General features: G+C 58.7%; 31 protein-coding genes. 13 read left to right on the top strand and 18 right to left on the bottom strand.

Going from position 1 to position 23,605, the window contains the following annotated elements; genetic code table 11:
• Nucleotide 1: 1 nt before the first annotated feature.
• The 5 genes from pheS to thrS form a co-directional block, all read right to left on the bottom strand.
• Nucleotides 2-1,018, bottom strand: coding sequence for a phenylalanine--tRNA ligase subunit alpha (gene pheS, locus ACA046_RS10965; RefSeq protein ID WP_003219939.1), 1,017 nt, complete (start codon nt 1,016-1,018; stop codon nt 2-4).
• 109 nt (nt 1,019-1,127) lie between these two features.
• Complete coding sequence (rplT, locus tag ACA046_RS10960; RefSeq protein WP_003219940.1) at nt 1,128-1,484, bottom strand: 50S ribosomal protein L20; 357 nt, start codon at nt 1,482-1,484, stop codon at nt 1,128-1,130.
• 28 nt (nt 1,485-1,512) lie between these two features.
• Complete coding sequence (gene rpmI / locus ACA046_RS10955; RefSeq protein WP_002553160.1) at nt 1,513-1,707, bottom strand: 50S ribosomal protein L35; 195 nt, start codon at nt 1,705-1,707, stop codon at nt 1,513-1,515.
• Between the two features lie 59 nt (nt 1,708-1,766).
• Nucleotides 1,767-2,318 (bottom strand): translation initiation factor IF-3, encoded by a 552-nt coding sequence (gene infC, locus ACA046_RS10950; RefSeq protein WP_172979313.1) that lies wholly within the window; start codon nt 2,316-2,318, stop codon nt 1,767-1,769.
• Nucleotides 2,318-4,240, bottom strand: coding sequence for a threonine--tRNA ligase (gene thrS, locus ACA046_RS10945; protein ID WP_318301583.1), 1,923 nt, complete (start codon nt 4,238-4,240; stop codon nt 2,318-2,320). Before thrS ends, infC begins: the two co-directional genes overlap by 1 nt.
• 364 nt (nt 4,241-4,604) lie before the next feature.
• Between thrS and ACA046_RS10940 the strand changes: the two genes are divergently transcribed.
• Entirely contained in the window at nt 4,605-4,919 is a 315-nt protein-coding gene (locus ACA046_RS10940; protein ID WP_083676663.1) for a hypothetical protein, read from the top strand.
• 289 nt (nt 4,920-5,208) lie between these two features.
• Nucleotides 5,209-5,421: a cold-shock protein gene (locus ACA046_RS10935; RefSeq protein WP_007905882.1), complete on the top strand. Its 213-nt coding sequence runs from the start codon at nt 5,209-5,211 to the stop codon at nt 5,419-5,421.
• 73 nt (nt 5,422-5,494) lie between these two features.
• Here the strand turns inward: ACA046_RS10935 and ACA046_RS10930 are convergent, their stop codons facing one another.
• Nucleotides 5,495-5,815 (bottom strand): I78 family peptidase inhibitor, encoded by a 321-nt coding sequence (locus ACA046_RS10930; protein WP_017478844.1) that lies wholly within the window; start codon nt 5,813-5,815, stop codon nt 5,495-5,497.
• 147 nt (nt 5,816-5,962) lie between these two features.
• Entirely contained in the window at nt 5,963-6,268 is a 306-nt protein-coding gene (locus ACA046_RS10925; RefSeq protein WP_318301584.1) for a hypothetical protein, read from the bottom strand.
• Nucleotides 6,269-6,411: 143 nt separating this feature from the next.
• Between ACA046_RS10925 and ACA046_RS10920 the strand changes: the two genes are divergently transcribed.
• The gene (locus tag ACA046_RS10920) at nt 6,412-6,624 is read left to right on the top strand and encodes a hypothetical protein (protein WP_076014608.1); all 213 of its coding nucleotides are present in this window, start codon (nt 6,412-6,414) and stop codon (nt 6,622-6,624) included.
• Nucleotides 6,625-6,657: 33 nt separating this feature from the next.
• Here the strand turns inward: ACA046_RS10920 and ACA046_RS10915 are convergent, their stop codons facing one another.
• Genes ACA046_RS10915 through ACA046_RS10885 form a run of 7 tightly spaced genes read right to left on the bottom strand, consistent with a single transcriptional unit; the run spans nt 6,658 to nt 13,624 of the window.
• On the bottom strand, nt 6,658-7,686 hold the full coding sequence (locus ACA046_RS10915) for a nucleoside hydrolase (protein ID WP_076014609.1): 1,029 nt from the start codon (nt 7,684-7,686) through the stop codon (nt 6,658-6,660).
• Nucleotides 7,687-7,711: 25 nt separating this feature from the next.
• Entirely contained in the window at nt 7,712-8,116 is a 405-nt protein-coding gene (gene rbsD, locus ACA046_RS10910) for a D-ribose pyranase (RefSeq protein ID WP_017478841.1), read from the bottom strand.
• Nucleotides 8,113-9,030 (bottom strand): ribokinase, encoded by a 918-nt coding sequence (rbsK, locus tag ACA046_RS10905; RefSeq protein ID WP_497676454.1) that lies wholly within the window; start codon nt 9,028-9,030, stop codon nt 8,113-8,115. The genes rbsD and rbsK overlap by 4 nt, the downstream gene beginning before the upstream one ends.
• 23 nt (nt 9,031-9,053) lie before the next feature.
• On the bottom strand, nt 9,054-10,076 hold the full coding sequence (locus ACA046_RS10900; RefSeq protein WP_459027618.1) for a LacI family DNA-binding transcriptional regulator: 1,023 nt from the start codon (nt 10,074-10,076) through the stop codon (nt 9,054-9,056).
• Between the two features lie 3 nt (nt 10,077-10,079).
• Nucleotides 10,080-11,057, bottom strand: a complete 978-nt coding sequence (locus ACA046_RS10895; protein ID WP_017478838.1) for an ABC transporter permease — start codon at nt 11,055-11,057, stop codon at nt 10,080-10,082.
• A complete protein-coding gene (locus ACA046_RS10890) occupies nt 11,054-12,607 on the bottom strand; it encodes a sugar ABC transporter ATP-binding protein (RefSeq protein ID WP_076014613.1) in 1,554 nt (517 codons plus the stop codon). Before ACA046_RS10890 ends, ACA046_RS10895 begins: the two co-directional genes overlap by 4 nt.
• 57 nt (nt 12,608-12,664) lie before the next feature.
• Nucleotides 12,665-13,624, bottom strand: a complete 960-nt coding sequence (locus ACA046_RS10885) for a sugar ABC transporter substrate-binding protein (protein ID WP_459027616.1) — start codon at nt 13,622-13,624, stop codon at nt 12,665-12,667.
• Nucleotides 13,625-14,192: 568 nt separating this feature from the next.
• On the opposite strand from ACA046_RS10885, the gene ACA046_RS10880 reads away from it, so the two are divergent.
• The 3 genes from ACA046_RS10880 to ACA046_RS10870 all read left to right on the top strand — a co-directional run bounded on the left by ACA046_RS10880 (nt 14,193) and on the right by ACA046_RS10870 (nt 16,455).
• Nucleotides 14,193-15,281, top strand: coding sequence for an asparaginase (locus ACA046_RS10880; RefSeq protein WP_076014615.1), 1,089 nt, complete (start codon nt 14,193-14,195; stop codon nt 15,279-15,281).
• Between the two features lie 228 nt (nt 15,282-15,509).
• Nucleotides 15,510-15,761 (top strand): DUF1654 domain-containing protein, encoded by a 252-nt coding sequence (locus tag ACA046_RS10875; protein WP_008438695.1) that lies wholly within the window; start codon nt 15,510-15,512, stop codon nt 15,759-15,761.
• A gap of 4 nt (nt 15,762-15,765) precedes the next feature.
• Nucleotides 15,766-16,455, top strand: a complete 690-nt coding sequence (locus ACA046_RS10870) for an endonuclease (protein ID WP_497676453.1) — start codon at nt 15,766-15,768, stop codon at nt 16,453-16,455.
• 43 nt (nt 16,456-16,498) lie between these two features.
• Here ACA046_RS10870 and ACA046_RS10865 read toward each other — a convergent pair whose 3' ends face one another.
• Nucleotides 16,499-16,876 carry an SPOR domain-containing protein gene (locus ACA046_RS10865; protein WP_497677065.1) on the bottom strand — a complete coding sequence of 126 codons (378 nt, stop codon included), beginning with the start codon at nt 16,874-16,876 and terminating at the stop codon, nt 16,499-16,501.
• A gap of 263 nt (nt 16,877-17,139) precedes the next feature.
• Between ACA046_RS10865 and csrA the strand changes: the two genes are divergently transcribed.
• The gene (gene csrA / locus ACA046_RS10860; protein WP_003192511.1) at nt 17,140-17,334 is read left to right on the top strand and encodes a carbon storage regulator CsrA; all 195 of its coding nucleotides are present in this window, start codon (nt 17,140-17,142) and stop codon (nt 17,332-17,334) included.
• A gap of 119 nt (nt 17,335-17,453) precedes the next feature.
• Here the strand turns inward: csrA and ACA046_RS10855 are convergent, their stop codons facing one another.
• On the bottom strand, nt 17,454-17,912 hold the full coding sequence (locus ACA046_RS10855) for a DUF2214 family protein (protein ID WP_459027612.1): 459 nt from the start codon (nt 17,910-17,912) through the stop codon (nt 17,454-17,456).
• A 169-nt stretch (nt 17,913-18,081) separates the two neighbouring features.
• On the opposite strand from ACA046_RS10855, the gene ACA046_RS10850 reads away from it, so the two are divergent.
• Nucleotides 18,082-18,342 carry a hypothetical protein gene (locus ACA046_RS10850; protein WP_076014619.1) on the top strand — a complete coding sequence of 87 codons (261 nt, stop codon included), beginning with the start codon at nt 18,082-18,084 and terminating at the stop codon, nt 18,340-18,342.
• A 59-nt stretch (nt 18,343-18,401) separates the two neighbouring features.
• Here the strand turns inward: ACA046_RS10850 and ACA046_RS10845 are convergent, their stop codons facing one another.
• Entirely contained in the window at nt 18,402-19,076 is a 675-nt protein-coding gene (locus tag ACA046_RS10845; protein ID WP_459027610.1) for an HAD family hydrolase, read from the bottom strand.
• A gap of 243 nt (nt 19,077-19,319) precedes the next feature.
• On the opposite strand from ACA046_RS10845, the gene ACA046_RS10840 reads away from it, so the two are divergent.
• The 5 genes from ACA046_RS10840 to ACA046_RS10820 all read left to right on the top strand — a co-directional run bounded on the left by ACA046_RS10840 (nt 19,320) and on the right by ACA046_RS10820 (nt 22,965).
• Nucleotides 19,320-19,532, top strand: coding sequence for a phage infection protein (locus tag ACA046_RS10840; protein ID WP_459027608.1), 213 nt, complete (start codon nt 19,320-19,322; stop codon nt 19,530-19,532).
• 161 nt (nt 19,533-19,693) lie between these two features.
• Nucleotides 19,694-20,464 carry an alpha/beta fold hydrolase gene (locus tag ACA046_RS10835; RefSeq protein WP_497676452.1) on the top strand — a complete coding sequence of 257 codons (771 nt, stop codon included), beginning with the start codon at nt 19,694-19,696 and terminating at the stop codon, nt 20,462-20,464.
• A 111-nt stretch (nt 20,465-20,575) separates the two neighbouring features.
• A complete protein-coding gene (locus ACA046_RS10830) occupies nt 20,576-20,833 on the top strand; it encodes a DUF2790 domain-containing protein (protein ID WP_169387664.1) in 258 nt (85 codons plus the stop codon).
• A gap of 51 nt (nt 20,834-20,884) precedes the next feature.
• Complete coding sequence (locus tag ACA046_RS10825; protein ID WP_063031680.1) at nt 20,885-21,556, top strand: heavy metal response regulator transcription factor; 672 nt, start codon at nt 20,885-20,887, stop codon at nt 21,554-21,556.
• Nucleotides 21,553-22,965 carry a heavy metal sensor histidine kinase gene (locus tag ACA046_RS10820; RefSeq protein ID WP_497676451.1) on the top strand — a complete coding sequence of 471 codons (1,413 nt, stop codon included), beginning with the start codon at nt 21,553-21,555 and terminating at the stop codon, nt 22,963-22,965. The genes ACA046_RS10825 and ACA046_RS10820 overlap by 4 nt, the downstream gene beginning before the upstream one ends.
• On the opposite strand, the gene pcp is transcribed toward ACA046_RS10820, so the two are convergent.
• Nucleotides 22,958-23,605 (bottom strand): pyroglutamyl-peptidase I, encoded by a 648-nt coding sequence (gene pcp, locus ACA046_RS10815; protein WP_497676450.1) that lies wholly within the window; start codon nt 23,603-23,605, stop codon nt 22,958-22,960. The two genes, ACA046_RS10820 and pcp, sit on opposite strands and share 8 nt — an antisense overlap.

Raw genomic sequence — 23,605 nt, 5'->3', positions numbered from 1 at the left:
ACTAGCGAAATTGCGCGAGGAACCGCAAGTCGTTGTCGAAGAACAGACGCAAGTCGTTCACGCCGTAACGCAGCATGGCCAGACGCTCAACGCCCATGCCGAAGGCAAAGCCCGAGAATTCTTCCGGGTCAATCCCGGACATGCGCAGCACGTTGGGGTGAACCATGCCGCAACCCATTACTTCCAGCCAACCGGTCTGTTTGCAGACGCGGCAGCCTTTACCGCTGCACATCACGCATTCCATATCGACTTCAGCGGATGGCTCGGTGAACGGGAAGAACGAGGGACGGAAACGCACCGCCAGCTCCTTCTCGAAGAACACCCGCAGGAACTCTTCGATGGTGCCTTTGAGGTCGGCGAAGTTGATGTCGCGATCAACCAGCAGGCCTTCGACCTGGTGGAACATCGGCGAGTGGGTGATATCGGAGTCGCTGCGGTACACACGGCCTGGGCAGACGATGCGGATCGGCGGCTTCTGCGATTCCATGGTGCGGACCTGTACCGGCGAGGTATGGGTGCGCAGCAGCATGTTCGCATTGAAATAGAAGGTGTCATGCATCGACCGGGCCGGGTGGTGGCCTGGGATGTTGAGCGCCTCGAAGTTGTGATAGTCGTCTTCGACCTCAGGGCCTTCGGCAATGCCGTAGCCGATGTGGGTGAAGAACTGCTCGATACGTTCCAGAGTCCGGGTAATCGGATGCAGGCCGCCCGAGGTCTGGCCACGGCCAGGCAGGGTCACGTCAATGGACTCGGCGGCGAGCTTGGCCGCAAGATCGGCCTCCTCGAGCGACGCCTTGCGCGCATTGAGAACCTCTGTAACACGCTCCTTGGCGACGTTGATCAGCGCACCGACTTGCGGACGCTCTTCAGCCGGCAAATTCCCCAGGGTCTTCATCACCTGAGTCAATTCACCCTTTTTGCCAAGGTAGTGAACCCGGATTTGCTCCAGGGCGTTGATATCTTCTGCGCTTTGCACAGCCTCTAGTGCTTGAGAGACCAGCGCATCCAGGTTTTCCATGTACAGACTCCAGATACAAAATAGGGGAAGAGCTTGAAGGCTCTTCCCCTATTTAAGACGTTTAACACCTTGGGCCGCGGAAGCGACCCAGGGTGACTGTCGGGGGTACTTAAGCCAAGGTGGCTTTAGCTTTCTCGACAATCGCAGCAAACGCCGCTTTTTCGTTCACTGCCAGATCAGCCAGAACCTTACGGTCGATCTCGATGGACGCTTTTTTCAGGCCAGCGATGAAACGGCTGTAGGACAGACCGTTAACACGTGCACCAGCGTTGATACGAGCGATCCACAGAGCGCGGAACTGACGTTTTTTCTGACGACGGTCACGGTAGGCGTATTGGCCAGCCTTGATAACCGCTTGCTTGGCAACACGGAATACGCGTGAACGCGCGCCGTAGTAGCCTTTAGCAAGTTTCAGAATTTTCTTGTGGCGCTTACGCGCCATGACGCCACGCTTTACACGAGCCATGAGTTACTTCCTCTATTCTTGACTAAAATTAACGAAGGCGCAGCATGCGCTCGACTTTTGCGACGTCAGACGGATGCAGCAAGCTGCTACCGCGCAGTTGACGCTTACGCTTGGTCGACATTTTAGTCAGGATGTGGCTCTTGAAAGCGTGCTTGTGCTTGATACCGTTAGCAGTTTTCAGAAACCGCTTAGCAGCACCACTTTTAGTTTTCATCTTTGGCATGTTCGGTACTCCGCATTCAGTTGATAAACATAATCAGAAGGCCTGCCGTGCCCTATTGATTACTTCTTCTTTTTCGGGGCGATGACCATAATAAGCTGGCGTCCTTCCATCTTAGGATGCTGTTCGACCGAACCGTACTCGAGCAGGTCGCCTTCAACCCGCTTGAGGAGTTCCATCCCCAGCTCCTGGTGGGCCATCTCACGGCCGCGGAATCGCAAGGATACCTTGGCCCTGTCCCCATCACTCAGGAAACGTACCAGGTTGCGCAGTTTTACCTGGTAATCCCCTTCCTCCGTCCCTGGACGAAACTTGATTTCTTTTACTTGAATCTGCTTCTGGTTCTTCTTCGCTGCGGCAACCTGCTTCTTCTTCTCGAAGATCGATTTGCCGTAGTCCATCACCCGGCAAACGGGTGGGATTGCGTCGGCGGAGATTTCCACCAGGTCCAATTTGGACTCTTCAGCAATACGAAGCGCTTCATCAATCGAGACGATGCCAATCTGCTCGCCGTCAGCGCCAATTAACCGAACCTCGCGTGCCGAGATATTCTCGTTGATCGGGGCTTTCGGTGCAGCTCGTTTATCTTGTCTCATTTCACGCTTAATAATAATTACTCCGAATCTGGGCGACCACGCCGGGAAACCGCTTGCGCGAGGAACTCAGCGAACTGGGCGACGGGCATCGAGCCCAGGTCAGCACCTTCACGAGTACGCACAGCGACAGTCTGCATCTCGACTTCCCGATCTCCGATAACCAAAAGATAGGGAACCTTGAGCAAAGTATGCTCGCGGATTTTAAAGCCGATCTTTTCATTTCTCAAGTCGGACTTGGCACGAAATCCGCTTTCATTGAGAGTTTTTTCAACTTCAGCGGCAAAATCTGCCTGTTTATCAGTGATATTCATGATCACTGCCTGAGTCGGAGCCAGCCACGCAGGGAATGCACCCTCGTAGTGCTCGATCAGGATCCCGACGAACCGTTCGAACGAACCGAGGATCGCCCGGTGCAGCATAACCGGGTGTTTACGGCTGTTATCTTCGGAGACGTATTCGGCTCCCAAACGGATCGGCAGGTTAAAATCGAGCTGCAGGGTACCACACTGCCAGACGCGACCAAGGCAATCTTTCAGCGAGAACTCGATCTTCGGACCGTAGAACGCGCCCTCGCCTGGCTGCAGGTCGTACGCGAGGCCCGCACTATCAAGGGCGGCGGCCAGTGCAGCTTCGGCGCGATCCCACAGTTCGTCGGAACCGACGCGTTTTTCCGGACGAGTGGACAGCTTCATCTCGACTTCGGTGAAACCGAAATCGCGATAAACGTCCATGGTCAGCTTGATGAACGCAGCGGATTCGGCCTGCATCTGCTCTTCAGTGCAGAAGATGTGGGCATCGTCCTGAGTGAAGCCACGCACACGCATGATGCCGTGCAGTGCACCCGATGGCTCGTTACGGTGGCAGGCACCGAACTCGGCCAGGCGCAACGGCAACTCGCGGTAGCTCTTCAGGCCTTGGTTGAACACCTGTACGTGGCACGGGCAGTTCATCGGCTTGATGGCGTAGTCGCGGTTTTCCGACTGGGTGGTGAACATGTTGTCGGCGTAGTTGGCCCAGTGCCCGGATTTCTCCCACAGGCTGCGGTCAACGACTTGCGGTGTCTTGATCTCAAGGTAGCCGTTGTCGCGCTGAACCTTGCGCATGTACTGCTCAAGCACTTGGTAAAGGGTCCAGCCGTTCGGGTGCCAGAACACCATGCCCGGCGCTTCTTCCTGGAGGTGGAACAGGTTCAGGCGCTTGCCGATCTTGCGATGGTCGCGTTTTTCGGCTTCTTCGATGCGCTGGATGTAGGCCGCCAACTGCTTCTTGTCAGCCCAGGCAGTGCCGTAGATCCGCTGCAGTTGTTCATTCTTCGCGTCGCCGCGCCAGTAGGCACCGGACAGCTTGGTCAGCTTGAACGACTTGAGGAAGCGCGTGTTCGGCACGTGCGGGCCACGGCACATGTCGACGTATTCTTCGTGGTAATACAGGCCCATGGCCTGCTCGTCCGGCATGTCTTCCACCAGGCGCAGCTTGTAGTCTTCGCCGCGGGCAGTGAACACGTCGATCACTTCGGCACGCGGAGTGACTTTCTTGATGACGTCGTAATCTTTTTCGATCAGCGCGTGCATGCGCTGCTCGATGGCCGCCAGGTCGTCCGGAGTGAAAGGACGCTCGTAGGCGATGTCGTAATAGAAGCCTTCGTCGATGACCGGGCCGATGACCATCTTCGCGGTTGGGTACAGCTGCTTGACCGCATGGCCAATCAGGTGCGCACAAGAGTGGCGAATGATTTCCAGCCCCTCTTGATCCTTGGGCGTGATGATTTGCAGGCTGGCATCGCCGGTGATCAGGTCGCTGGCGTCAACCAGCTTGCCGTCGACCTTGCCGGCCACGGTGGCCTTGGCCAAGCCGGCACCAATGGATGCGGCGACCTCGGCTACGGAAACCGAATGATCGAATGAACGTTGACTGCCGTCGGGAAGAGTAATAGTTGGCATGGCGCCTCCTCTCCTAGTGGTGACCCCTACCAAAGGTCACGTGGGTTGGGATGAGCCAGTACAAGATCCAACACCAGGCCGTTCAATAATGAACGCCTGCCTTACAGCGGCAGGAGCCTTTCGGCCAACCGGTAATCGAACCAGAGTGACTGGAGTTAAACAAAAAAGAGCTTGGCGGGGCGGCATAAGGCGCGCCGGAAAATAGCCAAGCGAAAGATGCTAGCACAGATGAACGGTCATGGTGCCGACGCCGCTTAACGAAACGCAAATTCCCGGCATTTAGGGGCAAAAGTGAACTTGAACTGTACGGCGGGCCTCAAACACACCGAGAATCACCGTTCGTCCATGACTCCAGGAGCATTTCATTATGCGTTTTACCTCGACTTTCGCCCTTGCCGCATCCCTGACCCTCATGTCCTTGGGTGCGCACGCCGCAGCCCCGTCGAACTGGCCCGCCGGTGCACGGGACAGCTTCATCAAGGATTGCAGTTCAGCCGCTCAGCAAAGCGTTGATGCCAAAACCGCCAAAGACCATTGTGAATGTGGCGCGGACAAGATCAATGCCGAATTGAGCAGTGCCGAGATCAAAGAGCTCATGACCAACCAGAACGCGAGCCCCGAGCTGAAGAACAAAGCTGTCGCGGCAATTTCGTCCTGCAAAGTCGTGAAGAAAAAGTAATTTTCACACCCCGCCAGACCGGCTAAAGGACCAAAAATCGCCCTGAAAACTGCCATTTCTCACAAATTACGCAGCTTTTACGGCTTTTTTTACCAGCTGATATTTCGCTTAAAAGCCCCGTAGATCGGGGCTTTCAGCCAACCAAGGCATGAAACACAACGCGATTGATTAGCAAACAATGCCTTGGGGGGGCTCCCAAGTCGAACATTTCGACTATGATAGCTCGGTGTGCCCAGTTGGCCTGAGCAGCACAGCACTACTGAAAATATATGTTTCTTGGAGATACACCATGTCTAATCGCCAAACCGGCACCGTTAAATGGTTCAACGATGAAAAAGGCTTCGGCTTCATCACTCCTCAAGGTGGCGGTGACGACCTGTTCGTACACTTCAAAGCTATCGAAAGCGACGGTTTCAAAAGCCTGAAAGAAGGCCAAACCGTTTCCTTCGTGGCTGAGAAAGGCCAAAAGGGTATGCAAGCTGCACAGGTTCGCGCAGAGTAATTCCGCGCCGAACTAAAAAAACCCCGTCCATGTGACGGGGTTTTTTATGGCCTGGAGAAAAGCGCTGAAGCAATCAGCCGCAATTGACGCGATTGATCACCAGGTTGTCATCGGTATTGAGGTTCAGGCGATCGGAACGGTATTCCAGGGTGACCATGTCGTCTGGCTTGAGAATGCGTGCGTTCTGCGCACCGGCGCGGCTACGGGCCTGTTCCAGCAGTTGTGGCGAAGCCTTCTGGCCGATTGCGAACTCGGCAGCCTTCGCCTCACAGCGGCTATGACCAGCATCGGTCACGGCAGTGTCTTTGGCTGGCTCAGAGGTACCCGGGGTGCTGCAACCCGTCAAGACAAGCGCAGCCAACAAAGTACCGAATGATGCGAGCTTCCAAGGCATGAAGCCTCCTTTAAGAAAAAATGGGCAGAGACCGTGCGACCGCGGTTTGGCCGATTGGTTTCAGAATTGTCACAATTGGCCGTTGGCCAGTCTGCCTGAGTCGGCGCTGGGCGCCAGCGAATCAATCGTCACCAGATATGAACGCGCTCAGTAGATGTCGATGTAATCAAACGGCGGCGTCGGCCAGTTCTGCTTGAGCGCATTGAAAATCTGCATCACCCACACCTCGTCGCTGGCTGCGACGTTGCCGACATAACCGGAACCCGCCGCCCAGGTTTCGAGACGAAACAGCAGGCCGTCGATATCAACACCGCCCACCACGCCCGAAGAGATGTAGGCAATGCCGGCTTTGGTGACGCGCAATTGGGTGTGAACGTTGTCACTGGCGGAGGCCAGCAACTGTTTCACAGCCTCCAGCGTCAGGTTTTCGGGGTTGTTCAAATCGATCTGCACGCGGTTTGCCCTGGCAATTAAACAGGCGGACAGTGTCGCACAGCCCTCCCCTCATGCCTAAGTAGCAGTGCCAAACGCTGCGCAAAATGGTTAACTCCACTCGCAAGACAGCACCAACCGCCTTCCAGCCTCGCGAGACACCCATGACCATCGTTACGATCCACGCCGACATCAAAGCCAAGTGGCCCCAAGGGCAAAGCTCCTATAGCCCGGGCAGCCCGGAGGAGTTGGCAATCATCGGTATCGACCTGCTGGTCAAGGAGCTGGGAACTCAGGCCGCGCAGGCATTTATCGGCCAGGTATTCGAAAAATACCCGGCCGATCATATGGGGGCACCAGACCCCGAGCGCGAATAAGACCCGGCCGACGAACGCCGACCGGTAAACCGCTTACTTCAGGCGACCAAGACGCTCGGTCAGCAGATCGAAGAAGCCTTGGGCATCGCCGTTTTCAACCCAGAACGCGTTCTTCGGTTGTTTCAGGCCGTCGTACCAATCGACGATGGTTTGGCCGAAGGTCGGGCCTTCACGGCTGTCCACCACCACATTGACTTCACGGCCGCTGAACAGCGAAGGCTTGAGCAGGTAGGCAATGACAGTAGCGTCATGCACCGGGCCACCCGGGATGCCGTAGTGCTCCATATCGCCTTTGACGTATTCATTGAGAATATCGCCCACCACCTTGCTCGCGTTGTTGTTCAACGCAGCGATTTGCTTCAGGCGTGCTTCACTGGTCAGGACCTTGTGGGTCACGTCCAATGGCAGGTAAGTCAGCTTGACGCCGCTTTTGAGCACGATCTCGGCCGCGATCGGATCCGCGAACAGGTTGAACTCAGCCACCGGCGTGATATTGCCGCCGTTGAAGTGCGCGCCACCCATCACTACCACTTCCTTGATGCCTTGAGTGATCTCCGGCGCCTGGGTCAATGCCAGCGCCAGGTTGGTCTGCGGGCCGAGCATGGCGATGGTGATGCTGTGTGGCTTGGCGGTGCTCAGGGTCTTGATCAGGTAATCAACGGCATTGCCTTCGGCCAGGCCTTTCTTCGGCTCATGCACGGTGACGCCGGAGATGCCTTCCTTGCCGTGGATGTTTTCGGCGTAGATCGGCGTGCGCAGCATCGGTTTTGGTGCACCGGCGTATACCGGGATTTCCTCGCGCCCTGCCCACTCGCGAGCCAGGCGCGCATTGCGGGAGGTCTTGTCCAGGCGCACGTTACCGGCAACGGTGGTCAGCGCGCGGATGTTCAGCTCATCGGGCGAAGCCATGGCGAACAGCAAGGCCACCACATCGTCCGCACCGGGGTCGGTATCGATGATCAGGTCGATTTTTTCCGCCGCGTGGGCGCTTGCAGCAGTTAGGAAGGACAAAAGCAGCACACTCCGGAAAAGGTGTCGCAGGGTTTGGGTACCACGTTGCATGACGCACTCCTTGTCGTTGGGAATTCTAGAACGTTACGCCGGAGACCAGCGCGATATTGCAGTAAGGTTGGCACTCACCGGTGCGCACCACCGCCCTCGCCTTGCGGCTGAGCTGCTTGAACTCTTCATGGCTGAGCAGGCGTCGCTCGCCGAGGGCGGCCTGTTCGGTCAGGGTATTGAGATCAGCCAGGGCCGGCGGTTGCTTGAGCAGGATTTCTTCCGCCAGCACGTGGCTTTCCACCTGCATTTCACTAAGAACAATGCGCAAGGTGCTGACGAAATCCGGGATGCCTTTGGTCAGCGCCAGGTCGATCAGTTCAACGCCAGGCGGCACCGGCAGGCCGGCATCACCGATCACCAGAATGTCGCCGTGACCAAGAGATGCGATCACCCGCGACAGCGCAATATTAAGCAAGGGAGTCTTTTTCATGAGGACACTAAACCTTGGACGTCATGCAATGTAGGAATGGACGGTTGCGCACCGGCACGGGTGACCGACAGCGCAGCAGCCGCCTGGCCAAAACGAATGGCCTCAGACTCGCTTTTACCGTTAGCCAGTGCCGCCGCAAAACCACCGACGAAGGTGTCACCGGCAGCGGTCGTATCGAACGCCTTGACCTTGGGCGCCACCAAGTGCTCAAAGCCTTGGCCATCGGCAAACAATGCGCCCTCGGAGCCGAGGGTAATGATGACTTTGCCGGCACCGGCCTTGATCAGGTGCGTGGCGGCGACCTTGGCGCTGTCCAGTGAATCCACCACTACGCCACTCAAGGCCGAGGCTTCGCTTTCGTTGGGAATCAGGTAATCGATGGCGGCGTACCAATCCTCAGGCAGCGGACCGCTGGCCGGCGCCGGATTGAGGATCACCGTCTTGCCCAGTTCGCGACCGCGTTTGAGGGCATGGCCAACAGTGTCCATCGGCGTCTCAAGCTGGCAGACAATCACGTCGGCAGCCTGCAGCACGCTGTCAAAGGTCTGTAATTTGGCGGGGGTCAATTCGCCATTGCTGCCGGCGACGATGACAATCGCATTCTGGCTGCTGTCATCCACCACGATCAGCGCCACACCGCTGGAACCGTCGACGGTGCTCACGGCCTGGCAATCGATACCTTCCACCAACAGTGCGTCGCGCAATTGCGCGCCATAGGCATCGCTGCCCACGCAGCCGACCATGGCGACTTCGGCCCCAAGACGCGCCGAAGCGACCGCCTGGTTTGCGCCCTTGCCGCCGGGAACGGTGGAAAACGATTGGCCGATCAGGGTTTCACCGGCGCGGGGCAGCCGGCTGGCCCGGGTGACCAGGTCCATGTTCAGGCTGCCTATTACCACTACTTTTGCTGGCATACATCAGTACTCATCAATTCGGTTCAGCGGTATTGGGCAAATACGCCGGTCAACGGCGCCGTCGACTCGCGCAGGACAATACTCGGCGTGACGATGCGTTGATCGATCGGCAATTGGGGTGTCGCAATTCGTCGCAGTAAAAGCTCGGCGGCCATCTCTCCCAGTTGCAGGATCGACTGGCCCACCGTGGTCAGCGCCGGGTACACGTACTGGCTCATTTGAATATCATCGAACCCGATCACCGACAGCTCGCCGGGCACGCGGATATTACGCTCGGCCGCCGCGCGCAATACGCCGAAGCCGATCATGTCGTTGCCGGCAAAAATCGCGCTGGGGGGATTATCCACCAGCAATTGCGCCGCCGCCGCATACCCGCCGGTACTGGTGAAATCACTCTCCAGCACGCGGCCGGCCGGTACTTCAAGCCCGGCCTCGGCCAGGGCGCGGTAATAGCCCGCCATACGCATCTGCGCCACGCGGGTATGGCTCGGGCCACCAATGCAGGCAATGTCGCGGTGCCCCAAATCCAGCAAGTGCCGGGTCGCCAGGTAAGCGCCCTGTTCGTGGTCAATGCGCACCAAGTCCACATCGATCCCGTCCAGCGCGCGGTCGACGATGACCATCGGCGTACGCACCGCTTTCAGGCCCGTTGCCAGGCCGCTGTCATCGCCGCCCACAGAGGTCACGATCAAACCGTCGATGCGTTTTTCAAGCAGCACCCTTAAATAGCTACGCTGCTTCTCGGCATTATCGTCGGAGTTGCAGAGGATCACGCAATAGCCATTCCGCTCGCAGTAATCCTCGATGCCCCGCGCCAGTTCCGCAAAATAGGGGTTGAGGCTGTTGGGCACCAACAGGCCGATGGTCGCGGTGGTCTTGGCCTTCAGCGATCGCGCGACCGCGCTGGGCACGTAGTCGAGCTGCTTGATAGCCGCTTCGACCTTGATCCGTACCGGCTCGCTGACCGGGCGCGTCTTGTTCACCACATGGGACACCGTGGTGTAGGAAATTCCCGCAAGCGCCGCCACATCCTTGATCGTTGCCATGGCTCAGGCTCGCCGACTGGCGCGCTGGCTGCGGTAAGTATCCAGCACCACCGCGATCACGATCACGGCACCGGTAATGATACGTTTGGTCGGTTCGGTGGCGCCAATCTGCGCCAACCCTGCCGCGAGTACCGAGATAATCAGCACGCCGAAGAAGGTACTGATCACCGAGCCACGCCCGCCCATCAGGCTGGTGCCGCCAATTACCACGGCAGCAATCACTTGCAGCTCCAGGCCGGAACCGGCGTTTGGATCTGCCGCTTCCAGGCGCGAAATCTGGAACAGTGCCGCCACGCCGGCCAGCAGGCCCATCAGGCTGAACACCAGGATCTTGTAGGGCTTTGGATTGATACCGGCCAGGCGCACGGCCTCTTCGTTGGTGCCGATTCCGATCAGGTAGCGACCGAACACGGTACGCGTCAGCACAAGCTGCGCGGCGATGATCACCAGCAACGCGATGATGAACGAAGGCGAAATCCCGAAGGCCACCGGGTTGGACAACCAGGCAAACGAATCACCGATATAGGCGGTGCGCGAGCCGGTCATCTGGTACGCCACGCCGCGGGCCATTTCCAGCACGCCGAGGGACACGATGAACGACGGGATGCGCCAGGCCACGGTGATGGAACCGGTAATGGTCCCGGCCAACGCGGCGCAGCCCATGCCCAATATGGCTGCCGGCAACACACTCCAGCCCCAGCCGAGAATTGCCACGCTGACAGCCGATGCAGCAAGAGCCAGCACCGAGCCTACGGAAAGGTCGATGCCGCCGATGATCAGTACGAAGGTCATGCCGACCGCCAACACCATCAGGTCGGGAATCTGGTTGGCCAGGGTGCTGAAGGTGTCGTACGAGAGGAAGTGATCGCTCAGGAACGAGAACAACGCGATCATCGCCAGCAAAGCACCGGCCAGGCCCAGGTAAGTGCCCAGGCCGTAGAAGTTGCCGCCATGTTTTGCGGGGGAAGAAGTGGTTTTCATGGGGTATTCCTAGGCGCTGCGTCGTTGAGCAGCGCATCACGTTTCTGATAGCCGGCAAATGCGGCCGCAAGCAATTCGTCCTGGGTCCAGCTGTCGCGCTCGAAAGTCTCGATCAGGCGCCCGGCGGAGAGCACGCCGATGCGGTCGCAGATCAGCATCAACTCACGCAGGTCGCTGGACACCACCACCAGCGCCTTGCCCTGGCGGGTCAGGTCGCCGAGCAACGCATAAATATCGAATTTGGCGCCAACGTCGATGCCCCGGGTCGGCTCATCGAACAACATCACTTCGCAATCGCGCTCCAGCCAGCGACCAATCACCACCTTCTGCTGGTTACCGCCCGACAGCTCCGACACCAATTGCGCCGGGCTGGAACTGCGGATGCGCATGGCGTCGACCTGGCGCTTGGCCAAGGCGGTTTCGTCACGACTATTCACCAGGCCAGCGCTGGAGACCTTCGGCATGTTGCCCAAGGCAATATTGGCGCCGATGGATTGAGTCAGCAGCAGGCCTTCGCCCTTACGGTCCTCGGTGATCAGGGCGATGCCATGACCGACCGCATCGACGGGCGAACGAATGCTGACGACTTGCGCGGGGGTGCCCAGGGCCACCGTGCCGCTGTCGGCGATATCGGCACCGAAGATCAGGCGCAGCAACTCTGTACGGCCAGCACCGATCAGGCCGGAGATGCCGTAGATTTCGCCGGCACGCACTTCAAAGGACACGTCGCGGACCTTGTCCGAGCGGGTCAGGCCTTTTACCGTCAACAGCGGCGCGCCGATGGTGCGCGGGCCCAGGTCGATTTTCTCGCCCAGTTCGCGGCCCACCATCAGCGTGACCAGTTGCTCACTGTTGTAGTTGGCCATCGGCTCGACACACACCAGCTTGCCGTCACGCAGTACCGCAATGCGCTGGGCGACACGGGCGAGCTCTTCGAGCCGGTGAGAAATATAGATAATCGCCACGCCGCGGGCTTGCAGGCGGGTGATTTGTTCAAACAGCATCTCGACTTCACGGGCGGTCAACATCGCCGTGGGTTCGTCGAGGATCAATACGTGGCAATCACCGATCAGGTTGCGGGCGATCTCGACCATCTGTTGGTGGCCGATGCCAAGGCTGCCGACCAGGGTGTCGGGGTCGATAGCGTCCAGGCCAACCTGGGCCATGGCTTCAATCGCGGCCTTGCGCAGTTGCTTGCGGCTGATCCAGCCACCGTGGCTTGGCAAGTTATCAAGGAAAAGGTTTTCGGCGACCGTCAGGGTCGGCAGCAGGTTGAGCTCCTGCATGACCATGCGGATGCCCTGCTCTTCAGCTTGGGTACGGCTGCCCGGCGTGTAGGCCTGGCCATTGAACTGCATCTGGCCGTCGGTCGGCGTGACGAGCCCGCCGATGATTTTCGACAGGGTGCTTTTCCCCGCGCCATTCTCACCGGTAAGCGCCAACACTTCCCCACGATTGAGCGTCAGGGTGATGTCGGACAGAACCGGTTGGGCATAGGTCTTGCCGATACCGCTGACCGATAGGACAGCGTTCGGTGCGGAAGATGACATAGGAACGTCTCCAGGCGTCCGCTCGAGTGAGCGGACGCTGTTTGGTGCTGCCGGGAATTACTTCTTGAGGACGAGTTCGACCGGGGTTTCGATTACGCCGTCTTTGGCATCGACTTTTTCACCCTTGACCAGCTTGAGCGCGTTCTGGATACCGAACACCGCTTGCTGGGCAGCCGCCTGGTCGGCGGTCGCCAATACGCGGCCGTCCTGCAGCATGGGTTTAATGGCTTCGATGTTGTCGTAGCCCACGACCAGAACCTTACCGGCCTTGCCTGCCGCACGTACGGCAGAGACAGCGCCCAGGGCCATGTTGTCGTTGCCGGCCAACAATGCCTTGAGGTCCGGGTATTCGCTCAGCATGGCGGAAGCGACTTTCTGACCCTGGTCGATTTCCCAGTTACCCGACTGGGTGGAGACGATCTTCATGCCGGCAGCGTCCATCGCATCTTTGTAGCCTGCGGTACGCTGTTGGGCGTTGGTGGTGGTCGGCACACCTTCAATGATGCCGACCTTGTCACCCGCAGCCAGTTGCTTGGCCAGATAGTCGCCCACCAGCTTGGACCCTTTGCGGTTGTCCGGGCCTACAAACGGGATATCGAGGTTTTTGCTTTTCAGCACTTCCGGATCAAGGCGGTTGTCGATGTTGACGACCTTGATGCCTGCATCGGAGGCTTTCTTCAGCACAGTGACCAACGCCTTGGAGTCCGCAGGCGCGATCACGATGGCGTTTACTTTGGCGAGGATCATCTGGTTGACGATATCGATCTGGGCACTGGTATCGGTTTCGTTCTTGATCCCGTTGGTGATCATGTCGAAATCGGCGGCGTGTTCTTTCTGGTAGGACTTGGCGCCGTCCTGCATGGTGACGAAGAATTCGTTGGCGAGGGATTTCATGACCAGGCCGACCTTGGGTTTGGCGGCGGTCTCGGCAGCAAATGCAGAGGAAAGAGGCAGGGCAGCGGATGCGGCAGCAAGCACAGCGACAGCAAGAAGACGTCCAGCGAATGGCAGCTTCATGGGTTCACTCCGATCTTATGATTATTGTGAGCAACGCTTGCACCGAAGAACGCTTCGGCAGCCATCCCACCCGGGCGACTGATACGAGCTTTCACGGCACTCAGGGAGAACCCCGTGAAACATCTCGCAAACGTTTGCGTTAGGTCAAACTATGAGAAGCTTGTCGGGATTTGTCAACGGAAGAAAACAGCCTTTTGATGAATCCGCTCTACGCCCTGCCCTCTCGACCATTGAGTGTTCTGCTTAAACCTCAGCAGCGCCTGATCGTTCTCTAAAACGACAGGCTGCGGTGTGCCTGCCCCGTATTACTCCGTCTTTTTCCCGTCATCCTTTTCGGACAACCGAACAGCAACCCGGCGCTTTGTTCGGAAAGCCGGACGCGAAACGAAAACCCTCGCCTGAAAATCAAATAAAAATAGATATAAATCAATAAGTTAAATTCTAATGAATAACAAAATACCGCTGGTACAAATCCTGCTCTTACTCAGCACCTCGCGGCGTTCAGAACCGCCCGGGTGTTTCTAGATGAACCTGCATCAGCACTCATCAAAAACTAGAGAGAAGAATAATGAAATCTGCTTTGAAAACCTTCGTTCCGGGCGCGTTAGCCCTCCTGCTGCTGTTCCCTGTTGCCGCTCAGGCAAAAGAAGCTGAAACCCAGCAAAAACTGTCCAACGTGGTGATTCTCGCCACCGGCGGCACCATCGCCGGCGCTGGCGCCAGCGCGGCCAACAGTGCGACTTACCAGGCCGCCAAAGTTGGCATCGAACAATTGATCGCCGGCGTTCCTGAGCTTAGTCAGATCGCCAATGTTCGCGGTGAGCAAGTGTTGCAAATTGCCTCCGAAAGCATCACCAACGAAAACCTCCTGCAACTGGGTCGCCGCGTCGCCGAGCTGGCCGACAGCAAGGACGTCGATGGCATCGTGATCACCCACGGCACCGACACCCTGGAAGAGACCGCCTACTTCCTCAACCTGGTGGAAAAGACCGACAAGCCAATTGTCGTGGTCGGTTCGATGCGCCCGGGTACCGCCATGTCCGCTGACGGCATGCTCAACCTGTACAACGCCGTAGCCGTCGCCGGCAGCAAAGACGCCCGCGGCAAAGGCGTACTGGTGACCATGAACGACGAGATCCAGTCGGGTCGCGACGTCAGCAAGATGATCAACATCAAGACTGAAGCGTTCAAGAGCGCGTGGGGCCCGCTGGGCATGGTGGTTGAAGGCAAATCCTATTGGTTCCGCCTGCCGGCCAAGCGCCACACCATGAACTCGGAATTCGACATCAAGACCATCAAAAGTCTGCCGGATGTCGAAATCGCCTACTCCTACGGCAACGTAAGCGACACTGCCTACAAGGCCCTGGCCCAGGCCGGCGCCAAAGCCATCATCCACGCCGGTACCGGCAATGGTTCGGTGTCTTCCAAGGTAGTACCGGCCCTGCAAGAGCTGCGCAAGCAAGGCGTGCAGATCATTCGCTCTTCCCACGTAAATGCCGGCGGTTTCGTTCTGCGTAACGCCGAACAGCCTGACGACAAATACGACTGGGTCGTTGCCCATGATCTGAACCCGCAGAAAGCCCGCATCCTGGCCATGGTCGCCCTGACCAAGACTCAGGACAGCAAGGAACTGCAACGGATGTTCTGGGAATATTGATCGATCCCAGGCCTGGCCGGTAACGGTTGGGCCATCCCGCTCGTGGCGCACCGCGAGCGGGTGCAATCCCCCCCGCTTTACCCCCGCGCAAAAAACCCTTGAAAAACAAAGCCCTCCTACACCAAATCGGCAAAACCATTGTCAGAAGAAATTCTTGGATTTTAAGCAGTTGCGAAATTGCCCACAGTTAAATACTGTATGCACGTACAGCCTAATAAGGAATACTCCGTGGCAAAGCCCTCTTCCGCAGCACCAGCAGCGCCTGACGCCTATCAACGCCTTGCCGTTCGTGTGCAAAAAATCATCAATTCCACCAACGCCCAAAAGAACAAAGCGGCGCTGATCTTCCGTTTGCCGGAGGAACCGGAAGACGAGTGGGCACGACTACTGGAGGAGATCGCAGAAAACGACAACGTAACCCTCGCTTATCGCGATGACGGTGGCGTGCAGATTTTCTGGGTTGTACCGAAGGAAGATTGAGTCAATGAGTGTCCGTTTTATCAGCCTGTTGTTTGTATTTTTTGCTGTCACCGCTCAAGCCCAAGCCCCCAAGACGTTCAGCGAAGCCAAGAAAATCGCCTGGAAACTGTATGAACCGCAATCCACGGAGTTCTATTGCGGCTGCAAATACAACGGTAACCGGGTTGACCTGAAAGCCTGCGGCTATGTCCCGCGCAAGAACGCCAACCGGGCGGCGCGTATTGAATGGGAGCACATTGTTCCGGCCTGGCAGATCGGCCATCAGCGCCAGTGCTGGCAGGACGGCGGACGCAAGAACTGCACCCGCAAGGATGCGGTGTACAAACGCGCTGAAGCCGACCTGCACAACTTGGTGCCGAGTATCGGCGAGGTCAATGGCGACCGAAATAATTTCAGTTTTGGCTGGCTGCCGGTACAACGCGGGCAATATGGCTCGTGCCTCACCCAGGTGGACTTCAAGGCCAAGAAGGTCATGCCCCGCCCGTCCATTCGCGGCATGATCGCCCGTACGTACTTTTATATGAGCAAACAATATGGCCTGCGCCTGTCGAAGCAGGACCGTCAGCTCTACGAAGCCTGGAACAAGACCTACCCGGTACAATCCTGGGAGCGCCAGCGCAATCAAACCGTGGCGTGCGTGATGGGGCGCGGCAATGAATTTGTCGGCCCGGTGAACTTGAAAGCCTGCGGCTGAACGTAAAAAGCGGGAGCGCCATGGGCTCCCGCTTGTCGGTCCTTTACTGCGCAACCTTGTGTTCGATGACCTCGGACACGGTGTCATTTTTCTTCGCAGTGGCCAGTTTCTCGGTCAACTGCACCTGCTTGGCCTCGGCCTCGGCCTTGGTGCTGAAAGGCCCCAGCAGTACCTGGTCCTTACCGTCTTCCTTCGTCAGATAGAAACTGAAACCGTGTTCCAGCAACCACGCGGTCAGGTCAGTTATCGCTTGCAGCTTGTGATCCGGCGGCCCCACCCATACATCCCACTCTTGAGAGGCGATCGCACCGACCGCTGGTTGGGCCTGGGCGGGCGCCTCGGCAACGGCGGGCCTGGCCTTGGGCGCATCGACACTTTTACCTTCACCGCAACCGGCCAATGCCAACACCGCAATTGCCATCGCTACTTTACGCACTACCCTGCTCCTTAGAGGATCAAAGAGGCGACTTTATCATTCACTGTCTATTCTGGCCGTCATAAACGTTGGCTTAAACAATGCGAATCATGTATCGCAGACCTGTATGATGGCGCCATGGGAATTAATGCCGCCTCTATGCGTCCTAAAAGAGGCAGCCACAGGGAAGCGCTTCGCAGTAAGCTACACACATCCGACATCTGCCCTGTCTGAAACATGTGTCCTTCAAAGCAATCAAGGAGAAGTCCATGCTGATACTCACCCGCAAAGTCGGTGAAAGCATAAACATCGGTGATGACATTACTATCACCATCCTGGGCGTTAGCGGCCAGCAAGTAAGAATCGGCATCAATGCTCCAAAGGACGTTGCCGTGCATCGCGAGGAGATCTACCAACGTATCCAGGCGGGCCTGACGGCTCCGGATAAAAACCAGACACCTTGAAGCGCATCCAGTAGCCAGCCTTTTCGTTCACTGTAACGGCTGGCGAAAACCTCCTTTAGCCTGCTCGCGGCTTCCCGCGTCCAGCGCGTCCTATTCCCTATTCCAACGCCAGGCCAGCGTCACCCCAAGCTGACGCCGCGTGCCATACCACTCGCCGCAATCATCATCAGCACAACCAGCAACGCTTGCAGGTGGCTGATGCGCGCAAAAAGACCTGCCTGGTGAAAATCGAGGTGCGTACCGCGCGCCAAGGCGATGCGCCATTTGATAAAGCGGATCATCGGCGTGAGCTCAAGTAACAAAATTAATACCAGCAGCGTCATCTTCACGTGAAACAACGGCTGGTGCAGGTAATAATCACCACCTTTTTCATAGCCGCCAAAGGCTCGCAGGCCACCGGTTACCAACAACACCAGGGCGCTAACTCCCCAGATGTTGTCCGTGATCAATACGCGGCGCACGGTGGATGGTTCACTCTCCACCAGGCAGCGCAACGCCTTGCCCCGGGCGAGCACGGCCGACAACGCCATAGCGAATGCCAGTAAATGGACGGCTGCAAGTAACCACTGAACGAACATAAGGCGTACTCCCTTTGCGTGACGGACGGCAGGAACACTTCACAGTAATAGCCGCTGGCTGTCCTCTACGCATGAAACAGCTTGCATACAAATGGAACTTGTTGAGTATTCCAGAGCCGAAACTCGTGACAAATCCCCTACAGTCTGCAGCGCGCCGAGGAGCACGTTGATGAGGCGTCCTGTTAAACAGCCTTACCTATCCAAGTCCTGGGTAATCGCCGGGCTGATCGCCGTGGTTTTTTTCGGGTTGGAGTATGCCGTGCGATACGAAATGGAAGGCATCTCCGAGAATGCTTACACCTGGCTGGACCTGACGCTGTTTCTGGGCGCGTACTTGTTTGTCTTCTGTCTCCAGCCCATTCAGGCAGCCATTCATCGAAAACTGTGTCGGCGAACCCATCGCAGTGATCGCCGGAAAGCCTCGTCCTGACCGTCTGTAGAGCCGTCCGTTTATGAAGAAGGCCGATCCGGTTACCGGATCGGCCTTTTTTACGTCAGGCGCTGCAGGTGCAACATCCCGGCTTCGTCCCGCAAAACCTGCAAATGCTCGTACCCGGCAATCGAGGGGTGTTCCGTGACCATAGGCGTAAGGTGCGTCGAGGTCACCACCATCACATCGGCCCCTGCTGCCTCGCCGGCACGAATCCCGACGCTGGCATCTTCAAACACCAGGCAGTCCTGCACCGGCACCCCCAGGCGTTGCGCACCGAGCACATAACAGGCCGGATCCGGCTTGCCACTGGCGACATCCTCCGCGGTGACCAACACCGCCGGCGGGTTAATTCCAGCCGCCTGCATGCGGCGCAGAGCCAGTGCCTTGGGTGCGGACGTGACCAGCGCCCATTGATCGCCGGGCAGCGCGTTGAGAAATTCCACCGCGCCGGCAATCGCCACCACCCCTTCTACATCCTCGAGTTCAGCCTCGGTGATCCACTGCGCCTGCGCCTGCGCGTCAACCCCGGGCAATGCCTGGCGGGTGATGGTATCGATGGCCCGGGCGCCATGAATGGTCTTCAGAAAGGCCGCGACATCCAGCCCGTGGCGTTCAGCCCAGGTCGCCCATACCCGTTCGGCAGCGGCAATGGAGTTCAGGAGCGTGCCATCCATATCGAACAAGAAGGCGCGGTAACGGTTGGCGAATACAGCTGAATCACGGGTGGACACTGCTCGGCTTCCTCATGTTTTCGTCACCCGGACTTGGGTGCTGACGAACCGCTTGCCCGATGCAATCTACGGATCGCCCCAAACGCTGTAAACCTTCCCGTGGTTTGTATCGGACTGTATGGAAAGCCTGCCTGGATACGCGAACCCGCATTTCGCCACGCCCGGGCACACATGGCGGATACACCCCGGGGATTAACTACGACCACCAGCTAATCCGGCTGGCTCACTCGTAGGAGACTCATCATGTTCAAACTCTCGAAAGCTTCGTCCCTGGTATTCGGCCTGGCTGTCGTCGCGGGCCTCGGGCTGTCATCCATGGCGTCGGCCAACACCCACGCCGCCGCGGTCAAGGACCAGCCATCCCACCTGCTCGCCGAGGGCGGCGCCGACCGCCTGCACGAACGCGGCCTGGCGGAAGGTGGCGCTGAACGCCTGCAGGCAGCCCGTACTGTCTGATGAATCTTCGCCCAACAAGGGCAGCTCCAGGCTGCCCATTGCATTACAAACTTGTCATCAAGCTGTCAGTGTTGCCAGCACCCTCACTTCATACAGTGAAGTCGTCAGTCACCCACAGCGGGTGACCCAACTTCCCACTGATAAAGAAGCGAGCCCGCCCGATGAAACCTGTAAGCAAACTCTGCCTGATCGCCGCCAGCCTGTTGATGCTGGGCACCGGTACCGCCATGGCCGGCCCGATTGCACCGGTGAAAGCCAACAACGTGGTACTGGTGCACGGCTCCTGGGCTGACGGTTCCAGTTGGTCCGAAGTGATCACCCGCCTGCAGGCCGCCGGCTTGCATGTAACCGCCGTGCAAAACCCGCTGACCTCGGTGGCGGATGACGTCGCTGCCACCAATCGCGTACTCGATCAACAAGACGGTCCTACCGTGCTGGTCGGCCATTCCTACGCCGGCACCGTGGTCAGCGACGCCGGGGTCAACCCCAAGGTCAGCTCCCTGGTGTACGTAGCCGCCCGCGCTCCGGACGCAAACGAAGACTTCGTCGCCCTGTCCGCCGAGTACCCGAGCACACCCGTACGTGCCGGTGTGGTGGAGCACGACGGCTACCTGACCCTGAACCAGGACGCCTTCCTCAAGTACTTCGCCGCCGACGTGCCCCACGCCAAGGCCATGGAGCTGTACGCCGTACAACAACCGATCGCCAAGACCCTGTTCAGCGGTCGCACCGTCAACGCCGCCTGGCACACCAAGCCGTCCTGGTATGCGGTGTCCAGCAACGACCAGACCATCAACCCGGACCTGGAACGCTTCCTCGCGAAACGCATGAACGCCACCACCATCGAGGTGCCGTCGAGCCACTTGTCGCTGGTTTCCCACGCCAAGGAAATCACCGACCTGATCCTCGAAGCTTCCGGTCGCCAGCCTTAAGCCCTTCATTACAACCTTGTCATCATCCTGTTGGTTGGCTGTTTGTGTCGCCTGGTTACTGTGAACTCACTGCCCGATACCGGCAGCCAACCCTTAAAGAGAGATACCGCCATGAAACTGTTTATCCTCGGCTTTGCTGCCCTCCTCGCCACCGGCTCGGCTTTTGCCGGTACCACTGCCGCTACCTCGGTGATCCATGACACGCCCGGCTTCTTCATGCACATGGACGTGGCCAAAGTGCTGTCGAGCACCGACACCTACGGCCAGTGCGGCATCGTCCCCGCCCGCCTCGACTACCTCGACAGCCAGGGCCGCGAACACGTGCTGGACTATCAGGTACAGGGCATCGGCTGCCCCAATGACAATTGATCGGGCTACACTTGCGCCACGAACGACCGGCACATCACCAGGGCAACTCCCATGAATATCCTCGTAGTCGAAGACGAGCCCAAGGCGGGCAACTACCTGCTTAACGGTCTGCAGGAACTGGGCTACTCCGTGAGCCTCGCCCGCGACGGTGTGGACGGTTTGCACCAGGCCCTGGAAACCCCGTTCGACGTGATCGTGCTGGACGTGATGATGCCGAAAATGGACGGTTGGGAAGTGTTGCGCCGCCTGCGCAAGGAGGCCGACACCCCGGTGCTGTTCCTCACCGCCCGGGACGACATTGCCGACCGCATCAAAGGCCTGGAACTGGGCGCCGACGATTACCTGATCAAGCCGTTTTCCTTTGCCGAGTTGGTGGCGCGCCTGCGCACCCTGACCCGGCGCGGACCAAGTCGTGAAGAAGAACAACTACAGATCGCCGACCTGCAGATCGACGTGCTCAAGCGCCGCGTCACCCGCGGCGGCGTGCGCATCACCCTGACCAACAAGGAGTTCGCCTTGTTGCACTTATTTGCCACCCACCAGGACCAGGTGCTGTCGCGCTCGCTGATCGCCTCGCGGGTGTGGGACATGAATTTCGACAGCGACACCAATGTGGTCGACGTGGCCGTGCGCCGCCTGCGCCTGAAAATCGACGACCCGTTCCAGCTCAAGCTGATCCACAGCGTGCGCGGCATCGGCTACCGCTTCGATACGCAGCCATGAGCAAGCCTCGGCATTACTCCCTGACACTGCGCCTGGCGCTGATCTTTGCCTTGCTGGCGTTCGCCCTGCTGGCGACCCTCGGTGTGGCGCTGTACCGCGAGCTTGAGCGCGAACTGATCCGCCGCGATGACGCCGCGTTGATTTATCGCGTCGACCAACTGCGCAATCTGCTGAACGACAGCAACACCCTGGACCTGATCAAGACCAAGCCAGAGCTGTTCCAGAACATGCTGGGCAACCGTGAATCGGTGCTGAGCATCGCCGCGCCGGGGCAGAAGCCGTTGCTGGAGGTGAACCCCGGCAACATCAATATGCCCGCCGTGACACCGGTACCCAGGAACCATGCCTTGGACTTCGCCGATGTGCAGCATTTGCCTGGCGTCAACGGAGTGCCCTTCTCCATGCTGGCCGCCACCATCGATTCCGGCGACCTGGGCAGCCTGCAAGTCACCACCGGGCGCCTGATGACCGAGCGCACCGCCGTGCTCGCCAGCTACCGGCTGAGTGTCTATGTGCTCGCCAGCATCGCCGCGCTGGTACTGGCGGTGGTCGGCTACCTGATGGTGCATCGCGGCCTGCTGCCCTTGCGGCGCCTGGCGGTGCATGCCAAGGGCATCGGCGTCGGCAACCTCGCCGCGCGCCTCGACAGCCAGGGCGCACCCAAAGAACTGCTGCCGATGATTGATTCGTTCAACACCATGCTCGAACGCCTGGCCAAGGGCTTTGTGCAATTGGGTCAGGTGTCTACCGACATGGCCCACGAACTGCGCACGCCCATCAATAACTTGCTGGGGGAAACCCAGGTGGCGTTGCAACAACACCGCAGCGTCGAGGCCTATCAGCAACTGCTGGCCTCCAATGTCGAAGAGCTTGAACGCCTGGCGCGCATGCTCGACAACATGCTGTTCCTGGCCCGCACCGACCCCGCCAGCGCCTTGCGCCAACGCCAGGAACTGAATGCCGCCGATGAAGTGGAGCGCATGGCCGACTACTTCGAAGGGCCGGCGGGCGATGTCGACATCAGCATCCTCGCCCAGGGCACCGGTGTGATCTGGGCCGAACCGATGCTGTTGCGCCGTGCCCTGGCCAACCTGTGCGCCAACGCCATCAAATATGGAGCGCCAAGTTCTGAACTGCTGATCCAGGCCACACCCAGCGCCGAAGGCATTAGCCTGACGGTGACCAACCATGGGGCGACCATCCCGGCGGAGCACTTGCCAAGGTTGTTCGAGCGGTTTTATCGGGTGGATGAATCCCGGGAGCGATCGGCGCATTCCAACGGGTTGGGGCTGTCCATCGTCGCGACCATCATGCAGTTGCACAACGGGCGCTACAGCGTCAGCAGCGAGGACGGTGTGACGTGCTTCGCGTTGTTTTTCCCGGGACGCGAAGCGGAAAACCTCAGCTGACTTGCCCACCCGCTTCAGTGATATCCACCTGGGTATTCCAGGCGGTCAGCAGCGCAATCCGCAAGCCCTCAACCTGCATCGGCAACGCCATCGAGGCCGGCTCGGGTATACGGCCCACCACCTGCCCCGGCAACCACGGCACATGGATGAAACCGCTGCGTACCGCTGACCCGGCGAGCGCGTGCTGCAAGAGATAGAACACCTGATTGCACACGAAAGTGCCGGCGGTTTGCGACACGCTGGCCCCAATGCCGGCTTCGCGCACGGCCCTCACCATGGCCTTGCTCGGCAAGGTACCGAAGTAGGCCGCAGGGCCGCCGGGCACCACCTCTGTGTCGATAGGTTGCTGACCCAGGTTGTCCGGAATCCGCGCGTCGTTGAGATTGATCGCGACCCGCTCGATGGAAATATCACTGCGCCCGGGGCCCAGCCCGACAGCAATGACCATCTGCGGGCGATGTTCGGCCAACAGCTGAGCCAGACGCTCGCCCGCCGTGGCAAAGGCGCAGGGTAACTGCCGCGCGACAATCCGCACATCAGCGCCCAACTGCACACCCTCCAACAGGCGTACCGCCTCCCAGGATGGGTTGATAAGGTCTTGGTCAAACGGTTCGAAACCCGTCAGCAATACAGTGCGCAT

It is taken from the genome of Pseudomonas sp. LBUM1641 (assembly GCF_059716235.1).
The sequence above is the reverse complement of the archived record's forward strand: the minus strand, read 5'-3'. Positions and strand labels throughout refer to the sequence as shown.